The organism is Chryseobacterium luteum (assembly GCF_000737785.1).
Classification (GTDB): domain Bacteria; phylum Bacteroidota; class Bacteroidia; order Flavobacteriales; family Weeksellaceae; genus Chryseobacterium; species Chryseobacterium luteum.
The window spans coordinates 47,059-67,776 of the sequence record NZ_JPRO01000003.1 but is presented as its reverse complement, the minus strand read 5'-3'; the positions used below and the strand labels follow the sequence as shown (position 1 = coordinate 67,776).

The window sequence follows — 20,718 nt, the reverse complement described above, 5'->3', positions numbered from 1 at the left end:
AAATTCAGATCAATCTCTTTATTTATGACCTTATCATTTCTCAAGAAATATGCCTTGGGAAAGTGAGGGCTTTAAAAATTGAAAATTAAAAACGGTTACTAAAATGATTAATTTTTTAGATTTAAAAAAAATAAACCTTACATATCAGGAAGAAATTGAGAACAAGCTTTTAAGTGTTTTCCGCAGCGGCTGGTATTTGATGGGAGGCGAGCTTAAAAATTTCGAGACCAACCTTGCATCATATATCGGTTCAGAATATGCTTTAGGAGTGGCCAACGGACTGGATGCCCTGCGTCTTATCTTCCGCGCCTATATTGAACTGGGTATCATGGAGCCCGGCGATGAAGTTCTTGTTCCGGCCAACACATATATTGCTTCGGTTCTGGCTTTATCAGACAACGGATTGATCCCTGTCTTTGTGGAACCGGACGTCAATACATACAATATTGATATTGCAAAAATTGAAGAAAAAATAACGCCGAAAACAAAAGCCATTCTCATTGTTCACCTTCAGGGAAGAATTGTTTTTTCAGAAGATCTGAAAAATATAGCATCAAAGTATAATCTAAAGATCGTAGAAGACAACGCACAGGCCATCGGCGCAGAATGGAACGGTATCAAATCAGGAAATCTTGGCGATGCTGCGGGTTTCAGTTTTTATCCCGGAAAAAATCTCGGAGCTTTAGGTGATGCCGGAGCAGTAACTACGAACGACAAAGAATTGTCTGAGGCGATACGCGCTATAGCCAACTACGGCTCAAACCAGAAATATGTCAATATTTACAAAGGCTTAAATTCCAGACTGGATGAGATTCAGGCTGCTGTTTTAGATGTAAAGCTGAAATACATCGGCCACGAAAACGGTACCCGAAGAGAAATCGCCAAAAGATTTATCTCTGAAATCAACAATCCTAAGATCATCCTTCCTGAAAATCCGGCTGACGAAAATGAGCATGTATGGCATGTTTTTGTAGTAAGAACTGAAAAAAGAGATGAACTTCAGGCTTATTTAACGGAAAAAGGTATTAGTACCATCATCCACTATCCTATCCCGCCTCACAAGCAGGAAGCATACAAAGAATATAGCGGTCTTTCATTCCCAATTACTGAAAAAATGCACAATGAAGTGCTTAGCCTTCCTATTTCTTCTGTTTTAGAAGAGGCGGAGATCCAGTCCATTATAAAAGCAGTTAACGAATTTTAGAATCAATAATCAAGACTGTAAGCAGGTCAAGTTCTAAGAATCTGCCACAGTGAATATCCCAAATAATTCGTGAACAAATAAGATTCTTATTATAAATTTCAACAACTATTAGCTTTACAGTTAATAGTTTTTTGTTCATAATGACAAATATTAATATATTAGTTGTTACTTTCTGTTTTATGTGAATGATTATTCACTGATCGAAAAGTTAAATAAGAATTAAATATTTTAAATTTGCAAAAACTTACACAAATGAATGAACCACAACAGAAGTGGACAGAGACGATTGGTGCTGATCATTCTTTATTCGATCTGAAGCTTAAAGAGGTCTGGAGATATAAAGACCTGGTCTATATGTTTGTAAAAAGAGATTTTGTTTCCAGCTTTAAGCAAACTGTGCTGGGGCCGGTCTGGTTTTTTATCAATCCTATTTTGACTACGATTGTCTACCTGGTTATTTTCGGTGGAATAGCCAAACTTCCTACAGACGGACCTCCTCTTTTATTCTATCTTGCAGGAGTTACCCTCTGGAATTATTTTTCCACATCCCTTATTACCACTTCTTATACCTTTGCAGGAAATGCAGGAATGTTCGGAAAAGTTTATTTCCCAAGGCTTGTAACACCGTTGTCAATCGTAATATCCAATCTGATGCGGTTTGGGGTACAGTTCCTTTTATTTATCCTCGCCTGGGTATACTATCTCATTAAAGGAGAAGTTCACCCGAATATCTGGATTCTTGCCACGCCATTCCTTATTATTCTTATGGCTTTCTTCGCTTTAGGGGTAGGAATGATTTTTTCTTCACTTACTACAAAATACAAAGACCTCAGCATGTTGCTGGGATTCGGGATAAGCCTGTATATGTATGCAACTCCGGTCATTTATCCGGTATCTGCACTGACAGGTATTTTCAGAAAGCTGGCATACTATAACCCGCTGACGGGTATTTTTGAATGCTTTAAATATGCATGGATCGGTGCCGGAGATTTTTCACCTGCAATGCTGGGAATCAGTTCAGTGATTATCCTGATCCTTCTGATGATAGGCGTTGTCGTTTTCAATAAGGTTGAAAAAACGTTCATGGACACCGTTTAGGAACCATCATCTTTTATTAATTTAAATTCCAATTAAACTATGCTGGCTTTAAAAGCAGAAAACATATCAAAACAATACCGTCTGGGACAGGTGGGAACAGGGACGCTTTCTCACGATCTGAACAGATTCTGGCACAAAGTAAGAGGCAAAGAAGATCCGTATTTAAAAATCGGGGAAGTTAATGACAGAACAACGAAAGGAGAATCTGAATACATATGGTCACTTCGTGATATCGACTTTGAAATCGAGCAAGGAAGTGCCGTAGGCATCATTGGCAGAAACGGAGCAGGAAAATCTACCCTGCTGAAAATCCTGAGTAAAGTAACGCAACCCACTACCGGGAAAATTTACACCAACGGCAGAATTGCCTCATTACTGGAGGTAGGAACAGGCTTTCACCCTGAAATGACAGGACGTGAAAATATATTTCTCAACGGAGCCATTCTCGGGATGACCCGAAAAGAGATCACAAGAAAATTTGATGAAATTGTCGCTTTTTCAGGAGTGGAAAGATATATAGATACCCCGGTAAAAAGATATTCTTCGGGAATGTATGTGCGTCTGGCGTTTGCCGTGGCAGCACATTTGGAATCTGAAATTTTAATTGTCGACGAGGTTTTAGCAGTGGGAGATGCAGATTTCCAGAAAAAATGCCTCGGAAAAATGGGTGACGTGACGAAAGGTGAAGGAAGAACCATTTTGTTTGTGAGCCATAATATGACGGCCATTAAAGAGCTTTGCAGTACCGGGATATTGCTGAACCAGGGGCAGCTGACCTACAGCGGCAGCATACTTGATACTATTGTAGAATACCAAAAAAACTCTGATACCCAAAGCAGATATCTACACGAAGGCACTGTTGAAACAGCAATGGGCAATGAAAATATAAGAATCCTTGAATTCTCTGCCGAGCCGGCTCAAGGCGAATTAATAGATATAGAATCCGGGATTCTGATAAAGTTAAGATTCTTTAATTCAAGAGCAGGAATCAATCTGGATACTACATTTGAGCTCAGAACCTACGAAGAGGTTCCCGTTTTTCATACAGGAGCTTTAATTACGACCAATAATGATTCGGAAGCGAAAGAATACAGTGTAGAATTCACCCTTCCAAAGCATTTATTAAATGCAGGGAACTATTATTTCAAATTGATTTTCGGTGAGGATCAAAGAATTCCGTTATATATTGCTCCCAGTATAATCGGTTTTGAAGTTGAAAATGTAAAGCTTGGAAAAAACATTGCACTTCTTCCGGGAATTATCAGACCTGAATTTGATTTTAAAATACTTTAAACTGATTCCGGAAACAACATAAAGGATTAAAACTACAAAAGGTTACTGCGGAGATCATACTTACCAAAATTAGTCCGGAGGAATATTCAATTCTGATAATGCTGTCGTGTTCCTCCGGTGATGATTCTAAAATCAATATCAATAAACGTTCAAAAACGCAAGAGCTTGGCAGAAAAAGATGTACATAACGATCCAGAAAAGGCATTATACTCAAATAAGGTGTATTTCGAATCATGCATCCGGATTGCACAAAAATTATTTGAAGAAAAGCTTTATGAGGATTGTATAAATTATATTGAAAAAACCGCCTCTTTCGGATGGTTTAATTTTTCCGGGTATTACAAGAGCGGGCCTTTGGAAGTACTTTTAGCCAAAATTCAGCAAAAGATTTTACCACCAGCATCTCATCAGAAAAAACAGAAAAAAACAAATAAAATACTTCATATCTGCTCTATAGTTTATACATCGGGCGGACATTCTAAATTGCTTTATAACTGGATCAAAAACGACTCTTCAAAAAAGCATACTATTTTAAGTACGCGCCTTTCCCTTGAAGAATTAACAGAAATTAGTCATTTCTATCTGGCAGACCATATTGATGCGGAGCATATCAGCGTAAAATCCCCATCTAAAATAGAGTCGGCCAAGCTTTTAAACCGGCAGCTTCTAAACGGTTACGATGCGATAGCGCTTCATATTCATCCGGACGAAACGATTACCAATATAGTTTTATCTCAAAAAGACATCACAACACCTGTATGTTTTATCAACCATGCAGATCATGTATTCTGGCTGGGAACATCTGTTGCAGATATTGTCCTTCAAATCAGAGAATCCAGCATACCGGTTGATGAGGAAAGACGGGATATTCTGAAGGAAAGACAGTTTTTTTTGCCAATTCCTATCGAAACTGTTCATCAGATGGAAGAAGAAAATACTGGCCACGAAACTCATTTCATCAACCTGCTAAGCACGGGAACGGCTTACAAATACAATCCTAATGAGCATTACAATTTTCTGAGAGAGGCTTATAAAATTGCAGAGGAAAATCCTGATGTCATATTTCATATTGTAGGGATTGATTCCGATTATGAGTATGCTAAAGAATATCAGCATGAAAGGATTGTTTTACACGGAATTGTATCTCCGCAGAGATTAGCTGAAATTGAAAAAACAACAGACATTTATATTGAAGGTTATCCTATGCCTTCTTTTACAGCTCTACTTCAGGCTGCTTTACGTAAGATCCCTTTTGCTCTTCACTATAATCCACTCCCTCTATTTAAACTTTTCAGTGACAATAATGAGCATCATATAGTGTATCCAAAAAATCTGGACGAATGGCATTCCAATATCAGAAAGCTGATTCGGGACAAGGAATACAGAAAAGAAACCTCACAGAAACAACACGGATATATCCTGAACAGTTACAGTATAGAAGTATGGAAATCCCGTATTCAGGAGCTTTATCAAATAATAGACAAGAAAGAACATACTTACCGGATGCCTAACCCGGACAGATATTATAACGGTGAGAATGAAAAACTTCTTGTAACGATTGATAAAAGAGCATTTTCACATTATAGTTTTACAGAAAACATGTCATTACTCGGAAAATATTTTGTTTATAAAATGACAAAGCCTAAAAATCCTAATATTAATTATTTTCATAAGAAACAATTAATCAATTACTTTCGTAAAAAAGAATGAATATCGCTACACAAATTAACAGGAGTAATAATTTCGATTTTCTTATGCTTTTTTTAGCATTAATAATCTCTTTATATTTTGAATTCTATAAATACGTAAGTCCTGTCCTTTTGCCTTTATTAATTTTACTCATCGGTGTTCACAAAACCCGGTATATAAGCAGTATAGGCTCAAAAACAGGAGATATTTCTTATGGAGTTTATATTTATGCATTCATCATACAGCAAACATTAATGTATTATTTTGGATTAGGAACTATAAGGCTTATGCTGGCAAATATCGTTATTACCTGCATCTTTGCATACGGCTCGTGGCATCTGATCGAAAAAAGAATGTTAACGTATAAAAATCTGATAAAATGATCCATCAAAACAAGCTTGCCATAGTTATTCCTTACTATAAAATAGATTTTTTTGAGGAAACAATACAATCTGTTGCTGCACAGACTAACAAAAATTTTGTTTTGTATATAGGAAATGATGCCAGCCCGGATGATCCTGCCCGCATCATTGAAAAACACCTTCCCCCTGAAAGTTATCATTATTTTGAATATAAAGACAACGTAGGCGGTAAAAATCTGGCTCTGCAGTGGGAGAGAGTTTTAGAAAATGTAAAAGAAGAATGGTTTCAGATTCTGGGTGATGACGATGTTATTTCCGAAAACTTTGTAGAAGAATTTTATAATCATCTTCAAACCGCAACATCTAAAAATATATCTGTCATGAAATTTTCCCATCAGTGGATTGATGAGAAAAATAAGGTCATAGAAAATTTTGCTTATCATTTTTCAGAGCTGAAACCTTCAGAGTTTTTTATCAAAAAATACAACCACGAAATACAGAGCAGTCTTTCCGAGAATATTTTTAAACTTGATATTTATAAAAAAATTAAATTTGAAAAAATAACATTAGCCTGGGGAAGTGATGATTTGGCCATCCTTTTATTCGCTGCCGGGAATTCTATTTTATATATTAAAAACAGTATCGTAAAGGTCCGGATTTCAGGATCAAGTATTTCAGGATCATTATATTTGTCTGACGAAAAACAAAAAGCCTATTTTGAATTAAGAGAAATACTTATCTCAAAATACTCTTCATTGTTTGACTATCCGTTTATGTCAAAAGTGGTGGAAGATTATTTAAATTTTAGTTATTACAAAAAATACAATGCCCGTTATACAGTAATTTTCTATTACCTTAAACATTTAAAAATTAAAACTTTTTTAAAAGCACTCAAAAAAATTTATTACATCAAAAAGAAATGTCTCCAAAAATATCCATCATAGTACCATGCTATAATCAAGGGCCTTATCTTGATGAATGCCTGCTGTCCGTATCAGAGCAATCCTATATGAACTGGGAATGTATTATCGTCAATGACGGCTCTACCGACAATACAGAGGCTTCAGCAAAAAACTGGACCGATAAAGATCCCCGATTTCATTATGTATATAAAGAAAATGGAGGGATATCTTCTGCGAGGAATGCCGGGCTTGAAAAAGCTTCCGGAGGCTATATACAGTTTCTGGATGCTGACGATATCATAGATCGTCAAAAGTTTACAAAAAGTCTCGCCCACGACAAAGATTATCCTCTGATTATAAGCCAGTTCACGATGTATAAAAATAACATTCATTATCCCGGCTATAACCGTATTGAAAAAGATTTTGCAACATTTGAAAATATTGTATTCGGGTGGAATCTTCAATTTACGATTCCTATACACTGTGCTTTAATTTCCAGGGAACTTCTTGAAGGATTTACATTTGACACTTCTCTAAGCATTAACGAAGACTGGCTGATGTGGATGTATATCACGAAAAATAATCCCGAAGTTCTTCTGATTGATGAACCGCTGGCCCATTACCGGAAAGAAGATGATAAAAAAAGCTTATCCTCCGATCCCTACAAAGTCCTGCGCCAAAGAACAGGTCTGCTTCCCATAGTAAAGAAACTGTATGGAGAAGATCTTCACGACAGGCTTGCCTATCATATGATCAATTTTCAAATGACTCAGCTTTCACAATTGAAGTACGAATTTAATAAAGCAACCGGAGGCAGGGTAGTTTCCGGATACCTTGCCCTGAAAAGATATTATTACAGCCTTTTTCAGAAAAAAAACTGAGAAATTTATATATTATGACCTCATCTGTAGCACTATGCACCTATAATGGCGAAGCTTATATTGCCGAACAGCTGGACAGTATTCTGAGCCAGACTCTGCCGGTTTCTGAGATCATCATCTGTGACGACAGCTCTACAGACGGCACATTAAAGATACTTTCCCATTATGCAGAACAGTACCCGGAGATCATTAAGGTGAATCAAAACACTGAAAATCTGGGATATGTGCGGAATTTTGAAAAAGCACTGAGCTTATGCACCGGTGATATTGTACTGCTATGCGATCAGGACGACCGTTGGTACAACAATAAAACTGAAGTGATCACCGGGATCTTCGAAAAACATCCGGACATGAATGCCGTATGCCACAACACTAAACTTTTCGGTGAATCTCTGGACAGCCGGAAGGACCTCACCTATTGGGATATTGAACATTTTAATCCTGAACATTTTAAAAATTCGCAGGAAATCGTTAAGCGCTTACTGTATCAGGGGAATGTATTCCCGGGAATGGGCATGGCCGTCCGGAATATCTTTCTCAAACAGCATTTACCTTTGAAAAGACTCAATGAAACAATCATTCACGATTATGAACTGCTCCTCCTTGCCAGTGATACAAATTCGGTCTGGATCGAGAATTCGGTCCTGGGGGAATACAGAATTCATCCCAAACAGAATATCGGGTTTAATACCTTCACAAAGTTCTCTGCTGAAGATGAAAAACCGCTGAGCCGTGAAGATCTTTTTATAGCATTCAAAAGATTTCCTTTTGTGAAAAAAGCAGTTTCCGGATTAAATTTAAATGCTGATCTGACTTTAGATTACATTCATTACTGCCACAAAAAATACAGGGACTATCTTGAAAAGCTCTCTTTTCCTGATCGTTTTATAACCCAAATAAAAATGAAATACTATTTTCATATATTTGATTTTTTAAAATAAAAAACCGCTGATTCACAAGACATGACATGAAATTTTGTTCCTTATATATAACACAACTAATGAAAAAAACCAACGTATGATTATCGGAAATGGTATTATAGCCAACGCTGTAAAATCTTATGACAGAAATGACACGATCTTCTTTGCTTCCGGGGTTTCAAACTCCCTGGAAACCAGAGACGCAGAATTTGAAAGAGAACTTTCCCTTTTAAAGGCCGTACATGAAGAAAATAAAGATAAAAAACTGATCTATTTTTCTACATTAAGCATTTACGACCAGTCCAAACAGGAAAGTCCTTATGTAATTCACAAAAAGTCCGTCGAAAACTATATTGAAAGCAATGCCGGCAGTTTTCTTATTTTAAGAATAGGAAATATTGTAGGCAAAGGAGGAAATCCGAATACGCTTTTCAATTTTCTGAAGGCACAGATTGCAGCGAAAAAAGAATTCTCCCTGCACCTTAAAGCAAGAAGGCTGCTTGTAGATATTGAAGATATTTCAAAATTTTTAGACTCCCACTGTTTGGGACTGAATAATAAGACGCTCAGTTTCGCCTTCCCTTATTATTATGATCTGAAAGAGATTATCGGTGCCATAGAGAAAGAAACCGGAGACACAGCCTGCTATTCAGAGATTGATGAAGGTGATTTTTATAAAGTCAATTTTGATGAAGATACGGAAGCGTTCTTTTCGGGAATAAATCCTGAGGCGTATCTGGAATCTATAACCCGAAAGTATATTTAAAAACCCGGTATGTTCAGTATCCACGTTATTATTGTTACCTACAATGCCATGAAATGGGCCGAGAGATGTTTTACCAGTTTAAAGCATTCATCGGTTCCGGTACAGTGTATTGTGATAGACAACGGCTCTTCGGACGGCTCGCAGGAATATATAAAAACCCATTTCCCTGAGGTTCATTTTATACAGTCTGAGCAGAATCTCGGATTTGGAAAAGCTAATAATATCGGGATAGAAACAGCATACAGACAAGGAGCGGATTTTTTTTATCTGATGAATCAGGACGCATGGCTGTATGAAGACAGCATGAAAAAGCTGCTGGAAGTTTACCATTCCCATCCCAATAAAGAAGAAATAGGCATCATAAGCCCTATCCATGTAGACGGGACCGAAAAGAGGCTTGATCTGTTTTTAGATAAATACATTGCGCATAATTACGAAAAAACAAGACTGATTTCTGATCTGTATTTTCAGACCCTGAAGCCTTATTATGAAATTAATTTTGTCAATGCCGCCCATTGGCTGCTGCCTAAAAAAACAATAGAAACTGTAGGCGGCTTCAATCCTTATTTTTTTCATTACGGCGAGGATAACGAATATGTCAACAGGCTTCATTTCCATAAAAAGAAAATCATTCTCGTCCCCGGCAGCAAAGTGGTACACGACGGCAAACAGTCTCTAGATAAAGTAGATTACACCCGGTATAGTGATCTTACCATCGAAACCAAGATCATGAATCCCAATCTTCCGTATGCACTGAAATCAGAAAAAAAAGCATTGATACAAAGTATAATTAAAAATTCAGCGTCAGGTAAATTAGGTATTTCAAAACAGCTGATGGGGAAATATAAAAAGATATCCGGTGAGTCCCATATTCTTAGTAAAATAAGAGCAGAGGTAAGCCAGGAAGGACCTGCGTTTTTAAAAATATAATTATTTTGTGTATTTTTAAACTTTATTAAACACAATGAATCGAAAAATAACCCTTATAATACCGGTTTATCGCTCGGCCAAATTCCTTCACAAAACCCTAGAAGCCGTTGACAATCAGAAAAAGGAATCCGGCTGGGATCTGGAAGTCGTTCTGGTAGAGGACGGAAGCCCGGACAACAGCTTCGAGGTGGTGCAGGACCTTGCGAAGATATATCCTTATATCAAAGGAATTAAACTTTCAAGAAATTTCGGACACCAGATCGCTGTAAAAACAGGTTTGCATTATGCCACCGGTGATTATATTGCGATTATTGATGATGATTTACAGGATCCACCTTCCCTGCTTCCCCGCTTTTTTGAGCAGCTTGATTCGGGCTATGAAGTTGCCTATGGAATCCGGAGAAAAAGAAAAGAAAGCAGGCTGAAAAAACTGGCCTATACCGGATTTTACAGATTGCTTGATACTATAAGTGAAACAAAAATACCTTTAGATTCCGGGGATTTCTGTGTCATGACAAAGAATGTAAAAGATAAAATGCTGACCCTTAATGAGCAGAATCCTTATCTGAGAGGCATAAGAGCATGGGTAGGCTTTAAACAGATCGGCCTGGAATATGACAGAAGCGGAAGAATAGAGGGTGAATCCGGATATTCTTTAAAAAAGCTTATCAAAATTGCGAAAGACGGAATTTTTTCCTTTTCATCCCTTCCCCTTCAGATCATCAGCATACTCGGAAATATTGGTTTGCTGATCTCTATACTATTCAGTCTTTTTACCATTATAAGATATTTTACAAATGAGATTGAAGTAGCCGGTTATACCACTATTATCATTATTATTCTTTTCTTCAATTCTATTTTGCTGATCAGCTTAGGAATTATTGGAGAATATATTTACAGAATTTATAATGAGGTGAGAAACAGGCCTTATACCATTATTGAAAAAACGGTCAACATATGATGACGGGAATGGGAATTTCAAAGGCATTAAGATCTGTCGGTGCGGAAAATATAATTTCATACGCTTCAGGAGGTTCTGATTCTCCCGAAATGAAAGAAATCCATCTTTTGCGGCCAGCTGCTGAAGAATACCTTCCAAAATTATACAATACCTATTTGTAACCCCAATGTTGCCAAAGAAAAACACTTTTAACGATTCAGCTGTTATCCGGATTTCATCATCATGGATAACCTGTCTTATCATAAGCATTCTCTGTGTATCGGGATACTTTGCTTTTTTTCCGGTGGTTTATGAGCAGAACGATGATATCTGGCTTCGTTCAATTGCCAGTGGATATTTTACAGGCAGCCCGGATTTCCATCTTGTTTATGAAAACAATGTGATTGGCTATTTATTAAGTTTCCTGTACAGAAACTTTCACGATACAGAATGGTATGCTTTATTCATGATAACAGCATTTTTGCTGTCCTTTTTCAGTAATCTTTACTGTATTTTGAGATATGAAACAGGAATAAAGAGGCTTACCCTTACCCTTTTTAATATTCTTTTAATATACTTTTTATCCAGGCTGCAGTTTAGTTACATCACCGGGTTCCTGGCTGTTTCTGCCGTGATTTTACAATATTACGGTTATAAAAACGGAGCCAAAAAACTCCTGTTTTTTTCTGTTCTTTTAATGGCTTTATCTTCCGCCATAAGATTTGAAATGTTTTTATTTACCTATTTTATATTTTTTGCCGTCTTTGTTTTCAACATTAAAAAATTCAGGGATTATAAAATCGTTTATGCCGGACTGTTTCTGACGGTCCTTTTAAATTTGTTTCACAATTACCAATATGGTTCGGAGGCGAAGTGGAAAGATTATTATGAATTTAATAAAGCCCGGCAATCCATAACAGCCAACAGCAATATTGATTTTGACAACAGAAAAAATAATGAGAAACTCAGGCTTTCTGAAAAAGACATCACCCTGGCAGAGAAATTTATTTTTACGGAAAATTTCAGTACCGAAGTCATGAAACAGTTCTCAAAAGAGAATAAAAAATCTATTTCAGTGATTGATGCTTTAAAGTTCTGCTTCAGTTATACGGGTTCATATTGTATAGCAATCAGTATTTTTCTCGTTCTGGCTTTAGTTTTCAGAAACTATAAAGTAGCTCTTTTCATTTTACTGCACTTTATCCTGATCGTTATTACCATGAAATATGTAAATAATGTACAGTACAGAATCCTTTACCCTACGCTTTTCGGTATCGTTTTCTTCTTTCTACAGAATTTCAAAGATGATGAACGTCCTTCTCTTTTTATAGTAAATATATCCGTTACAGGCCTTTTCTTTTTATTGGCCCTGAAAGATGTAAATCAGACAAAAAAATTTGCTTTGAGGGCTTTGGATCATATAAGAACCCTGGAAAAACAGCTTCCAAAAAACAAGATCTATCTTGTTGATGCTACAAGTAATATGCTGATGTACAGCAGGCTGGCTTTTGAAAAACCCGGGATCAAAACAATGTTCTTTGGCTGGATTACCAATTTCCCTTTAATAAAAGAACAGCATCCATTATACAATTCCAATCCCTATGAAATGGACAGCTATCCTTTATTGATTTCTGAAGAAAATTATAAAAATTTGAATCAGTATATTAATAATAAGGAAGTTTATATTATAGAAAATTATACAACTATTAAATTAAAAAAACATTCAAAATGAAAGAAAAAATACAGTCAATTATTGCTGAAGGAACCAGGTATGAATACAAAAACGGAAAATTTGTATTTCTTGAGTTCGATGAAGACATTGTTTCCGATTCCCTGGACAAGATAAAAACATTTTTCAAAAAATATGTATGGTTATATGAGCTGCTCATTTATATCATAGCCCCTCTATACCCTTCAAGGTATTTTTTCTTAAGAAGAGTCCTGAAAAAAACCAAAAATTCCGATAAGGTTGTAGTGAACCTTGGAAGCGGCTATACGGACCTGAGAGAGGACATCATCAACGTTGATCTTATCCCTTACAATCCGGTGAATGTCGTTTGCGATATTACCAGACTGCCTTTTAAAGACAACTCCATTGACCAGATTATCAATATTGCAGTTTTGGAGCACGTTCCGGATCCGCAGGCCGTAATTGCAGAAATCCACAGGGTTTTGAAACCCGGCGGAGAGCTGTTATGCGAAATTCCTTTTATGCAGGCTTTTCACGCATCTCCTTATGATTTCCAAAGATTCACCTATGAAGGGATCAAAGTGCAGTTCAAAGACTTCAAAGACCTTAAAATACACTCCATAAGCCCTACGGGAGGAATGCTATGGCCTTTACAGGAATGGATCGTTATGCTGTTTTCTTTCGGCATCAAACCGCTGCATAATATCTTACTGATCATTGTTATGTGCCTTACCTTCCCTATTAAATTTCTGGATGTCATTTTACAGTATCACCCAATGAGTAAAAATATTGCTTCCGCATTTATTTTTGAATGCAAAAAATAATAGGACATGAATAAACTATTTCAAAATCCTGTTCAGATACTCATTTATTTTGTATTGATAACCGGGGCTGTATTTCTGGGTTACCTTACTTATGCCAATCTTGACAAAGGCTTTATTTTTAATGATGAGGCCTACTATTTATCGTATTACAAAAACAAAGGTGAAAGCTTAAGTTTTGACAGAACCAATTTTTTCAGGATATTCAGGTTTCTTTATACCCCGAATATCTATCATTTCAGAATTATTTCTATCACCGCACTGGTGCTGAGTAATTTTCTGTTTTGCTTCTCGGTGTTCAAATATTTTAACTTAAAAAACAACATTTTTATTTTAAGCCTTTTAGGTATTCTGATCGGGTTTGAAAGCTGGGCTATCAACAATCTCATTATTCACCAGTATATTGGAAACACCATTTTAATAAACACCGGCGTTTCGCTGATACTGATATCACTGATTACCAAAAAACAGATCATTCAGACTTTGGCAGGATTTGTTTTATCGTTTGTTTTGTTTAACGGGAATTCCCACAGTATTATCATAGCTCCCATCTTTGCCTTTATTATTTTGTGTGATCTCAAACGATGGAGAACCAATATTACTTGGTTTTTGACCGGATTTATACTGGGAATAGTGATCTATTTCACATTCCTTGATACCTTAGACAACTTTATTTACCAGTTCAAATTTCTTAAAGATTATCTTGGTTTTCATAAGAAGCAGCATTCCAAAACCTTCATGGTGCTTTGGTGTGTTTATCTTTTTGTAAATGCCGTTTTACCTTCAGCAATTGCATTTTTCCTGTTATGGCGGGCAAAATTTTCTGAGAGCTCCGTTACAACATTAGATAAAATATTAGCTGTAACCGGGGCTGTTACTTTAGGACTGCTTATATTCTCACACTCCTATTTTATTTTTTCTTTTATTCTTTTCACCCATCTGCTTGCCGTAAGGTTTTGGACCAGTAAAACCGAATCCAGAGAGAATAAATACCTGATTATTTTAATTTTAATCATCCCATACTGCCTGGCTTTCGGTTCCCAGACCTGGTTCCACCTGCGTCTTCCTGCCTACAAATATTATTATTTCCTCCTTATCTTTATATGCCTGATAAGATTGTATAAGAATGTGATGTGGATGTCGGGTTATCTCGCAGCCTTGTCCCTGATGATCTTTGCATTTCCGGACACTCTTCATACCAAAGGCTGGAAAGACTTTATATTTACAGAACAGACAGAAAAAGTCAAGGTAAACGGATATGATCTGTACCTGGATAAACAGAGGAAAAAAGACATAGAAGATTTACGCCCTTACCTGCAGAATCAGCCCAATGTTATTTATTCCAGCAATCACCTGATAGGATATCTGTATATTCTTGATGCCAACCCCCCGATCTATTATTATTTTCCCTTAAAGGATTATATGTATTATATCATCAAAAAAGCGGGCAAAACGCCGGACGATTATATTTATATTGAAAGTAACGACTATCCTTTCAGCCCGAAAGAATTCGTACCTTTAAAATTCGTAAATCATCCTGAACAGTATAAAGTGGTAAAAGCAGGACGGTTTACCTTATATCTTCCCTCTCAATTTCAAAAAAAATAAAATAGTACTTTCTTTATTTCGAATAAACACACAATTAACACAAAAATCATGAAAATACCCGGAGTAAACGTTATAAAAACTCAAATCAGAAAAATAGAATTAGCTAACAGATACCTTAATGATAAATATCACCTCAATGCCAGACAGAAGTTTGTTGAAGAAATCGGGAAAACCCCTTTGAGAACGGATATCATTAATTTTCTTTTAGGCCAGTTTACCTCACCAACGGTCTATCTGGAAATAGGGGTAAGAAATCCTAATGACAACTTTAATAAGATTTCCTCCCAGGAAAAATACAGTGTCGATCCGGGGTATGAAAATGCTGAAAACAGTGTAGATTTCAAAGTCACCAGTGATGAGTTTTTTGAAATGCTGAAAAACGGGACAGCCCTTAACGATAGCATAAAGTTTGATGTTATTTTCATTGATGGCTCCCATTTTGCAGAACAGGTGGAAAAAGATATCCAAAACTCTTTGAATTATCTTAAAGAAGACGGGTTTATTGTGATGCATGACTGTAACCCTCCTACCGAATTTCATGCTTCAGAAAATTATGATTATAATTTGTCTCCGGCTTCAACTCTTTGGAATGGCACGACATGGAAAGCATTTGTTAAAAACAGAAAAAGAGACGACATCTATTCCTGTTGTATTGATACGGATTGGGGCATTGGGATCATTTCAAAAAAAATGAATTTTGGTTCTTCCAATAAAATTGAAAATAATTTTTTTGAATATCATACTTTTGAAAAATATAGACAGGAAAGCCTGAATTTAATTTCTTTTGATACATTTAAATCGTTTTTTATATGTTAGCAGTTATCGTTCCTTATTACAAAAAAAGTTTTTTTTCGGAAACATTGAAATCTATTGAAGCTCAAACCGATAAAAGATTTAATGTATATATAGGAAATGATGCCAGTCCGGAAGATCCGGAAGACCTTATCAACCAGATACTCAAAAACACCAGTTATACCTATTTCCCGTACAAAGAAAATCTGGGAGGCAAAAACCTGGCTTTACAATGGGAAAGAGTCATTGGTGAGGCAAAAAATGAAGAATGGATAATGATCTTGGGTGACGATGATATATTGGAGAATAACGTAGTGGAAATGTTTTATAAAAATCTGGAAACAATTCAGGACAATAAAATTTCTTTAGTAAAATTCTCTCAGTATATTATAGATGAAAACGGATCTCAGACAAGAAAGCCTACCCATATGGAGGATATTGTTTCTTCAAAAGATTTTTTAATTAAAAAAATAAGCAGCCAGTTTCCCAATAGCTTATCAGAAAATATTTTCAGTAAGGAAATATATCTGAAATACAGATTCAAAAAATTCCCTTTGGCATGGCATTCCGATGATCTGGCAATCCTTGAGTTTTCAGACCTGAAAGATTTTTTATTTATACATGATGCAAAAGTGGGAGTAAGGATTTCAAGCGAGAGCATTTCAGGAATGGACAACACCACAAGAGATAAGCAATTGGCCACTTACCTATTTTGTGAACATATTATTAAAAATTATGGAAAGATATTTCCTGAAGATTTCATCGAATTACTGTTAAAGAAATACCGTGAGATCATATGGAGAAACGGTTTTGATATTAATATAGATTTCAGTAAAATTATATTAGCCAAAGAAATTTTTTCAGGGCACTCTATGCCATTAAAATAAAATATGATTTGCAGAAAAGAATCAAAAAATTAAAAAAAATATAAAGCTATGTGCGGAATAGCCGGAATTATATCCAATAATGCCAGAAACTACCAGAATGAAATCCAGAGAATGACGGATGCCATCGCCTATCGCGGTCCCGATTCTTCACACTTTGAATTTTATGATCATGCAGCTTTAGGCCATCGCCGGCTTTCTATTATAGACCTGTCCGAAAACGGAAAGCAGCCCATGTTTTCCGGCACCAAAAAGGAATGCATCGTACTGAATGGTGAAATTTACGGCTACCAGGATATAAAAGATCAGTATTCTGATTACCCGTACCGCGGGAGCTCAGATACCGAAGTGATCCTTGCCATGTATCAGAAAAAAGAAAAAAATCTCATCTATGATCTTCCCGGAATGTTCGCTTTTGCAATCTGGGATGAAGAAAAACAGGAGCTTTTCTGTGCCAGAGACCGTTTCGGGGAAAAACCGTTTTACTATACCATCGGAAAGAACGGTGAATTTATTTTTGCTTCGGAAATTAAAGCCATTCTGGCCTCAGGATTAGTAAAGCCTGAAATTGACCAGGCACAGATCGCCTATTATTTAAAGAACGGCTACATTCATCCTCAGAAAACCATTTACAAGAATATTTTCAACCTTAAACCTGCCCATACGCTGGTATTTAAAGGTGGAAAAACAGAGATAAAACCTTACTGGACCATTCCTGCCGAAACCTCGAAACTGAGCCTGGACGAGAGCATTGAAAAATTTAAATATCTTTTAGACAATGCCGTAAAAAAGCAGCTGGTGGCCGATGTTCCCGTAGGTTCTTTTCTTTCAGGCGGTCTGGATTCCAGCACCATTGTTGCCATTGCATCAAAGTATCAGGAGAATATAAAAACATTGGTTTACGGGTACGAAAGCGGTGATCTGAACGAGATGCCGTATGCACAGGCCATTGCAGACAAATACAAAACGGACCATCATATTCTTTTAGATAAGAAACAGAAAATCTCCGAAACACTGCAGGAAGTGTATTCATACATGGATGAGCCGCTGATGGATTCTTCCCTGCTTCCTACCCATCTTATTTTTAAAGAAGCCTCAAAAGATCTGAAGGTTATCCTTTCAGGGGATGTAGGTGATGAGCTGTTTGGAGGATATACTTTTTATAAATACAACATCAACCTTTCCCAGAAAGGCTATTACCCGCGGTATCTTTCAAAAATGCTTCTTTTAGCCGGTAAATTCAGGGATATTGGTTCGGAAAGACGCCTCAGGGCAGAATATAACGACACCCTGGATTATCATCAGAATAAAGTACGGAATTATTTTTCTGCCTCCGAAATCAGAAAACTGGGAATCACCGATAAAATTCCCGGGCAGGAATTTAGCTTTAAGCCATCCAATGAAGACTTTAATGATCTGATGCGGATAGATCTGGAAAAATATGTTCCGGGCAACATGCTGCTGAAGGGCGACAGAACTTCCATGTACAATTCCGTAGAAGTAAGGATCCCGTTTTTAGATATTGATTTCGCCGAATTCTGTATCCGGATGCCATGGCAGTATAAGGTAAATTCAACGGAAGATAAAATCATACTGAGAAAAGCCTATGCTCAGGCATGGACGGAAGAAATTGCAGCCCGCAGCAAAAACGGCTTCGGAGCTTCTGTGAACGAATGGTTCAAAGAACCTGAACTTCAGACTCTAAGTAAAGAACTTCTTGAAAATAAGAACAGCTATATTTTTGAGTTTCTAGATTTTGACGAGGTACAGAAAAAACTGAATAAGCACCACCAGCACTGGAGCCTGCTGATCTTAGCACTTTGGTTTAAGAACAATAAAAATCATTTACAGTAATATGAGAATAGGGCTGACACAAAATGACTATCCCATTAAAAGAAATATTTTAAATAAAGTTTCCGGATGTGAATATGTTTTTTTGAGAAAGAACAACAATCTTTTTCATTCACTCTCTACTGTCAAAAAAATGGTATTCAGAAAAAAAACGGATATCGAAGGAAGGTATTTTTTTTATCAGAAACCTAAGATTGATATCCTCCATCTTTATAATGACATCAATTATTCTTCTCAGAAATGGGTAACTTCTTTTGAGACCCTTGTTCCCAGATTTCCTGAAACTAAAAATGACCATCAGAAAACAGAACCTCAGCATATCCGCAACGAAAAAACGGAAAATGCCCTCAAGCAGATTGGCAAAAAGAACTGTCTGGGAATTATTTCTATTTCACAGGCTTCTGCCAATATCCAGCTGGAGCTGTTAAAAAACTATCCTGAATTTCAGGAAGCGATAAAGTCTAAACTTTCAGTGATCCATCCCTCTCAGGAAATTATCCCGAGAGATTCGCAGAAGATTTACCAAAACACGGAAATCTTTCATCTTATTTTCGTCGGAACACAGTTTCATCTGAAAGGAGGCCCCCAAATGATCGAGGTTTTGAAGAAATTAAGACAAAAATACAATTTCAGGCTCAGTATTGTTTCATCGTTTAAAACGGACAATTACGTAACCAAAGTAACTGAAAAGGAAGCTCTGGAAACTAAAGAAATGCTGAAAAAGGAGGAATGGATTGATATTTTTGAAAATATTCCCAACGAAAAAGTAATAGAGCTTATCAGGCAGTCCCACATCGGCCTCTTACCCACCTGGTCGGACACCTATGGATTTTCTGTTCTGGAAATGCAGGCAGCAGGTGTTCCTGTTATCACGACAGATATCCGCGCATTGCCGGAAATTAATAATAAAAACTGCGGCTGGCTTATTCATCTTCCCCAAAACCGTTTAAAACAGGCTCTTTACTTTACAGGTGAACAGCGGGAAGAGCTTAAAAAAACATTGAAAGTACAGCTTGAAAATATTCTGGAGGATATTTTTACAAACCCTGAACAACTTCTTGAAAAGTCAGGGAATTCATTGGAAAGAATCAAAAAGAATCACGATCCGGCTATTTTCAGTGAACAATTAAAAGCAATATACAGCAAGGCATGAATATCTCTGTAATTATACCCGTTTACAATGCATCCGGATTCCTGGAAAAGGCTGTAGATTCTGCTTTACAGTTTGATGAAGTAAAGGAAATTGTATTGGCTGAGGATAAATCCACTGACAATTCACTGGAAATCTGCCAGAAACTGATCCAAAAAGATTCAAGGATTAAATTATACCGGCATCCGGACAAAGGAAATCACGGAGCAGGAGCCACGAGAAATTTAGGGCTCGAAAAAGCAGGCTGTGAATTCATATCCTTTTTAGATGCCGATGATTATTATCTTCCCAACCGTTTTGATGCTGAAAAGGAAGCCTTCAGAGAACAAAAAATTGAGGGTGTTTTCGGAGCTATCGGCGTAGAATATTTATCCGAAAAAGGCAGAAAAGAGTTTCAGGATAAGTTTAAAAATGTTTCCTTAACTACGGTTAACTTTCCGGCGGAAGGCGAAGAGGTTCTGAAAGGTTTACTGGGCTTAACTTCTATTTTTTTTGGAACCTTCTTTCATTTGAATACGCTTACCCTCAGAAAATCAGCGCTGGTGGCGAATAATCTTCGCTTCAACGAAAACCTTCGTGTACATCAGGATTCCGATTTTATCATCAAATTAGCCTATCACTGTTATTTAAAATCAGGTATTATAGATAAGGCTGTTGCGATAAGAGGGGTTCATGACAATAACAGGATAACCAAAATTATAAGGTATTCACCACAATACAATCAGAGGCAGTTCCTTTTATGGAAATCATTAAACGACTGGGCAGAGAACAATCCTTTGCCGCCCGACTGCAAAAGAAAGATTTATTTAACGTACAAATCATTTGATTTATCCTTAAAAACAGGATTCAATAAATATTTTTGTACCTTTTTAGAGGTGATTAAAAATCCTCAACTAGCAAAAACACAATACCGTTTTACGTATCTCAACCGATAAGA

Annotated in this window: 20 protein-coding genes; all 20 read left to right on the top strand. The window is 36.6% G+C overall.

Annotated features, from left to right (window positions below; translation table 11 throughout):
• Positions 1 to 103: 103 nt before the first annotated feature.
• On the top strand, positions 104 to 1,204 hold the full coding sequence (locus IX38_RS05505; protein WP_034702682.1) for a DegT/DnrJ/EryC1/StrS family aminotransferase: 1,101 nt from the start codon (positions 104 to 106) through the stop codon (positions 1,202 to 1,204).
• A 252-nt stretch (positions 1,205 to 1,456) separates the two neighbouring features.
• Positions 1,457 to 2,302 (top strand): ABC transporter permease, encoded by an 846-nt coding sequence (locus IX38_RS05500; protein ID WP_034702679.1) that lies wholly within the window; start codon positions 1,457 to 1,459, stop codon positions 2,300 to 2,302.
• A gap of 39 nt (positions 2,303 to 2,341) precedes the next feature.
• Positions 2,342 to 3,595: an ABC transporter ATP-binding protein gene (locus tag IX38_RS05495; protein ID WP_034702675.1), complete on the top strand. Its 1,254-nt coding sequence runs from the start codon at positions 2,342 to 2,344 to the stop codon at positions 3,593 to 3,595.
• A gap of 165 nt (positions 3,596 to 3,760) precedes the next feature.
• Entirely contained in the window at positions 3,761 to 5,305 is a 1,545-nt protein-coding gene (locus tag IX38_RS05490) for a glycosyltransferase family protein (RefSeq protein ID WP_034702673.1), read from the top strand.
• The gene (locus IX38_RS05485; protein WP_034702670.1) at positions 5,302 to 5,667 is read left to right on the top strand and encodes a hypothetical protein; all 366 of its coding nucleotides are present in this window, start codon (positions 5,302 to 5,304) and stop codon (positions 5,665 to 5,667) included. Before IX38_RS05490 ends, IX38_RS05485 begins: the two co-directional genes overlap by 4 nt.
• Positions 5,664 to 6,590, top strand: a complete 927-nt coding sequence (locus IX38_RS05480; protein ID WP_051884507.1) for a glycosyltransferase family 2 protein — start codon at positions 5,664 to 5,666, stop codon at positions 6,588 to 6,590. The genes IX38_RS05485 and IX38_RS05480 overlap by 4 nt, the downstream gene beginning before the upstream one ends.
• Positions 6,566 to 7,429 carry a glycosyltransferase family 2 protein gene (locus tag IX38_RS05475; RefSeq protein ID WP_051884505.1) on the top strand — a complete coding sequence of 288 codons (864 nt, stop codon included), beginning with the start codon at positions 6,566 to 6,568 and terminating at the stop codon, positions 7,427 to 7,429. The genes IX38_RS05480 and IX38_RS05475 overlap by 25 nt, the downstream gene beginning before the upstream one ends.
• Positions 7,430 to 7,443: 14 nt before the next feature.
• A complete protein-coding gene (locus IX38_RS05470) occupies positions 7,444 to 8,370 on the top strand; it encodes a glycosyltransferase (protein WP_051884503.1) in 927 nt (308 codons plus the stop codon).
• A 76-nt stretch (positions 8,371 to 8,446) separates the two neighbouring features.
• Positions 8,447 to 9,115, top strand: coding sequence for an NAD-dependent epimerase/dehydratase family protein (locus IX38_RS05465; RefSeq protein ID WP_034702667.1), 669 nt, complete (start codon positions 8,447 to 8,449; stop codon positions 9,113 to 9,115).
• A gap of 9 nt (positions 9,116 to 9,124) precedes the next feature.
• The gene (locus IX38_RS05460; protein ID WP_034702666.1) at positions 9,125 to 10,045 is read left to right on the top strand and encodes a glycosyltransferase family 2 protein; all 921 of its coding nucleotides are present in this window, start codon (positions 9,125 to 9,127) and stop codon (positions 10,043 to 10,045) included.
• A 34-nt stretch (positions 10,046 to 10,079) separates the two neighbouring features.
• A complete protein-coding gene (locus IX38_RS05455; protein ID WP_034702665.1) occupies positions 10,080 to 11,006 on the top strand; it encodes a glycosyltransferase family 2 protein in 927 nt (308 codons plus the stop codon).
• Positions 11,003 to 11,167 carry a hypothetical protein gene (locus tag IX38_RS22885; RefSeq protein ID WP_165570708.1) on the top strand — a complete coding sequence of 55 codons (165 nt, stop codon included), beginning with the start codon at positions 11,003 to 11,005 and terminating at the stop codon, positions 11,165 to 11,167. The genes IX38_RS05455 and IX38_RS22885 overlap by 4 nt, the downstream gene beginning before the upstream one ends.
• A 5-nt stretch (positions 11,168 to 11,172) precedes the next feature.
• Positions 11,173 to 12,717 carry a hypothetical protein gene (locus IX38_RS05450; RefSeq protein ID WP_034702663.1) on the top strand — a complete coding sequence of 515 codons (1,545 nt, stop codon included), beginning with the start codon at positions 11,173 to 11,175 and terminating at the stop codon, positions 12,715 to 12,717.
• Positions 12,714 to 13,499, top strand: a complete 786-nt coding sequence (locus IX38_RS05445; RefSeq protein ID WP_034702660.1) for a class I SAM-dependent methyltransferase — start codon at positions 12,714 to 12,716, stop codon at positions 13,497 to 13,499. Before IX38_RS05450 ends, IX38_RS05445 begins: the two co-directional genes overlap by 4 nt.
• A gap of 6 nt (positions 13,500 to 13,505) precedes the next feature.
• Positions 13,506 to 15,104 (top strand): hypothetical protein, encoded by a 1,599-nt coding sequence (locus IX38_RS05440; RefSeq protein WP_034702658.1) that lies wholly within the window; start codon positions 13,506 to 13,508, stop codon positions 15,102 to 15,104.
• A gap of 48 nt (positions 15,105 to 15,152) precedes the next feature.
• Positions 15,153 to 15,920, top strand: a complete 768-nt coding sequence (locus IX38_RS05435) for a class I SAM-dependent methyltransferase (protein WP_117585879.1) — start codon at positions 15,153 to 15,155, stop codon at positions 15,918 to 15,920.
• The gene (locus IX38_RS05430) at positions 15,914 to 16,783 is read left to right on the top strand and encodes a glycosyltransferase family 2 protein (protein ID WP_051884500.1); all 870 of its coding nucleotides are present in this window, start codon (positions 15,914 to 15,916) and stop codon (positions 16,781 to 16,783) included. The genes IX38_RS05435 and IX38_RS05430 overlap by 7 nt, the downstream gene beginning before the upstream one ends.
• Positions 16,784 to 16,831: 48 nt before the next feature.
• Positions 16,832 to 18,634 (top strand): asparagine synthase (glutamine-hydrolyzing), encoded by a 1,803-nt coding sequence (gene asnB, locus IX38_RS05425; protein ID WP_034702656.1) that lies wholly within the window; start codon positions 16,832 to 16,834, stop codon positions 18,632 to 18,634.
• Positions 18,635 to 18,764: 130 nt separating this feature from the next.
• Positions 18,765 to 19,784, top strand: a complete 1,020-nt coding sequence (locus IX38_RS05420; protein ID WP_165570707.1) for a glycosyltransferase family 4 protein — start codon at positions 18,765 to 18,767, stop codon at positions 19,782 to 19,784.
• Positions 19,781 to 20,716: a glycosyltransferase family 2 protein gene (locus IX38_RS05415; protein ID WP_034702650.1), complete on the top strand. Its 936-nt coding sequence runs from the start codon at positions 19,781 to 19,783 to the stop codon at positions 20,714 to 20,716. Before IX38_RS05420 ends, IX38_RS05415 begins: the two co-directional genes overlap by 4 nt.
• The last annotated feature ends 2 nt before the right edge of the window (positions 20,717 to 20,718 follow it).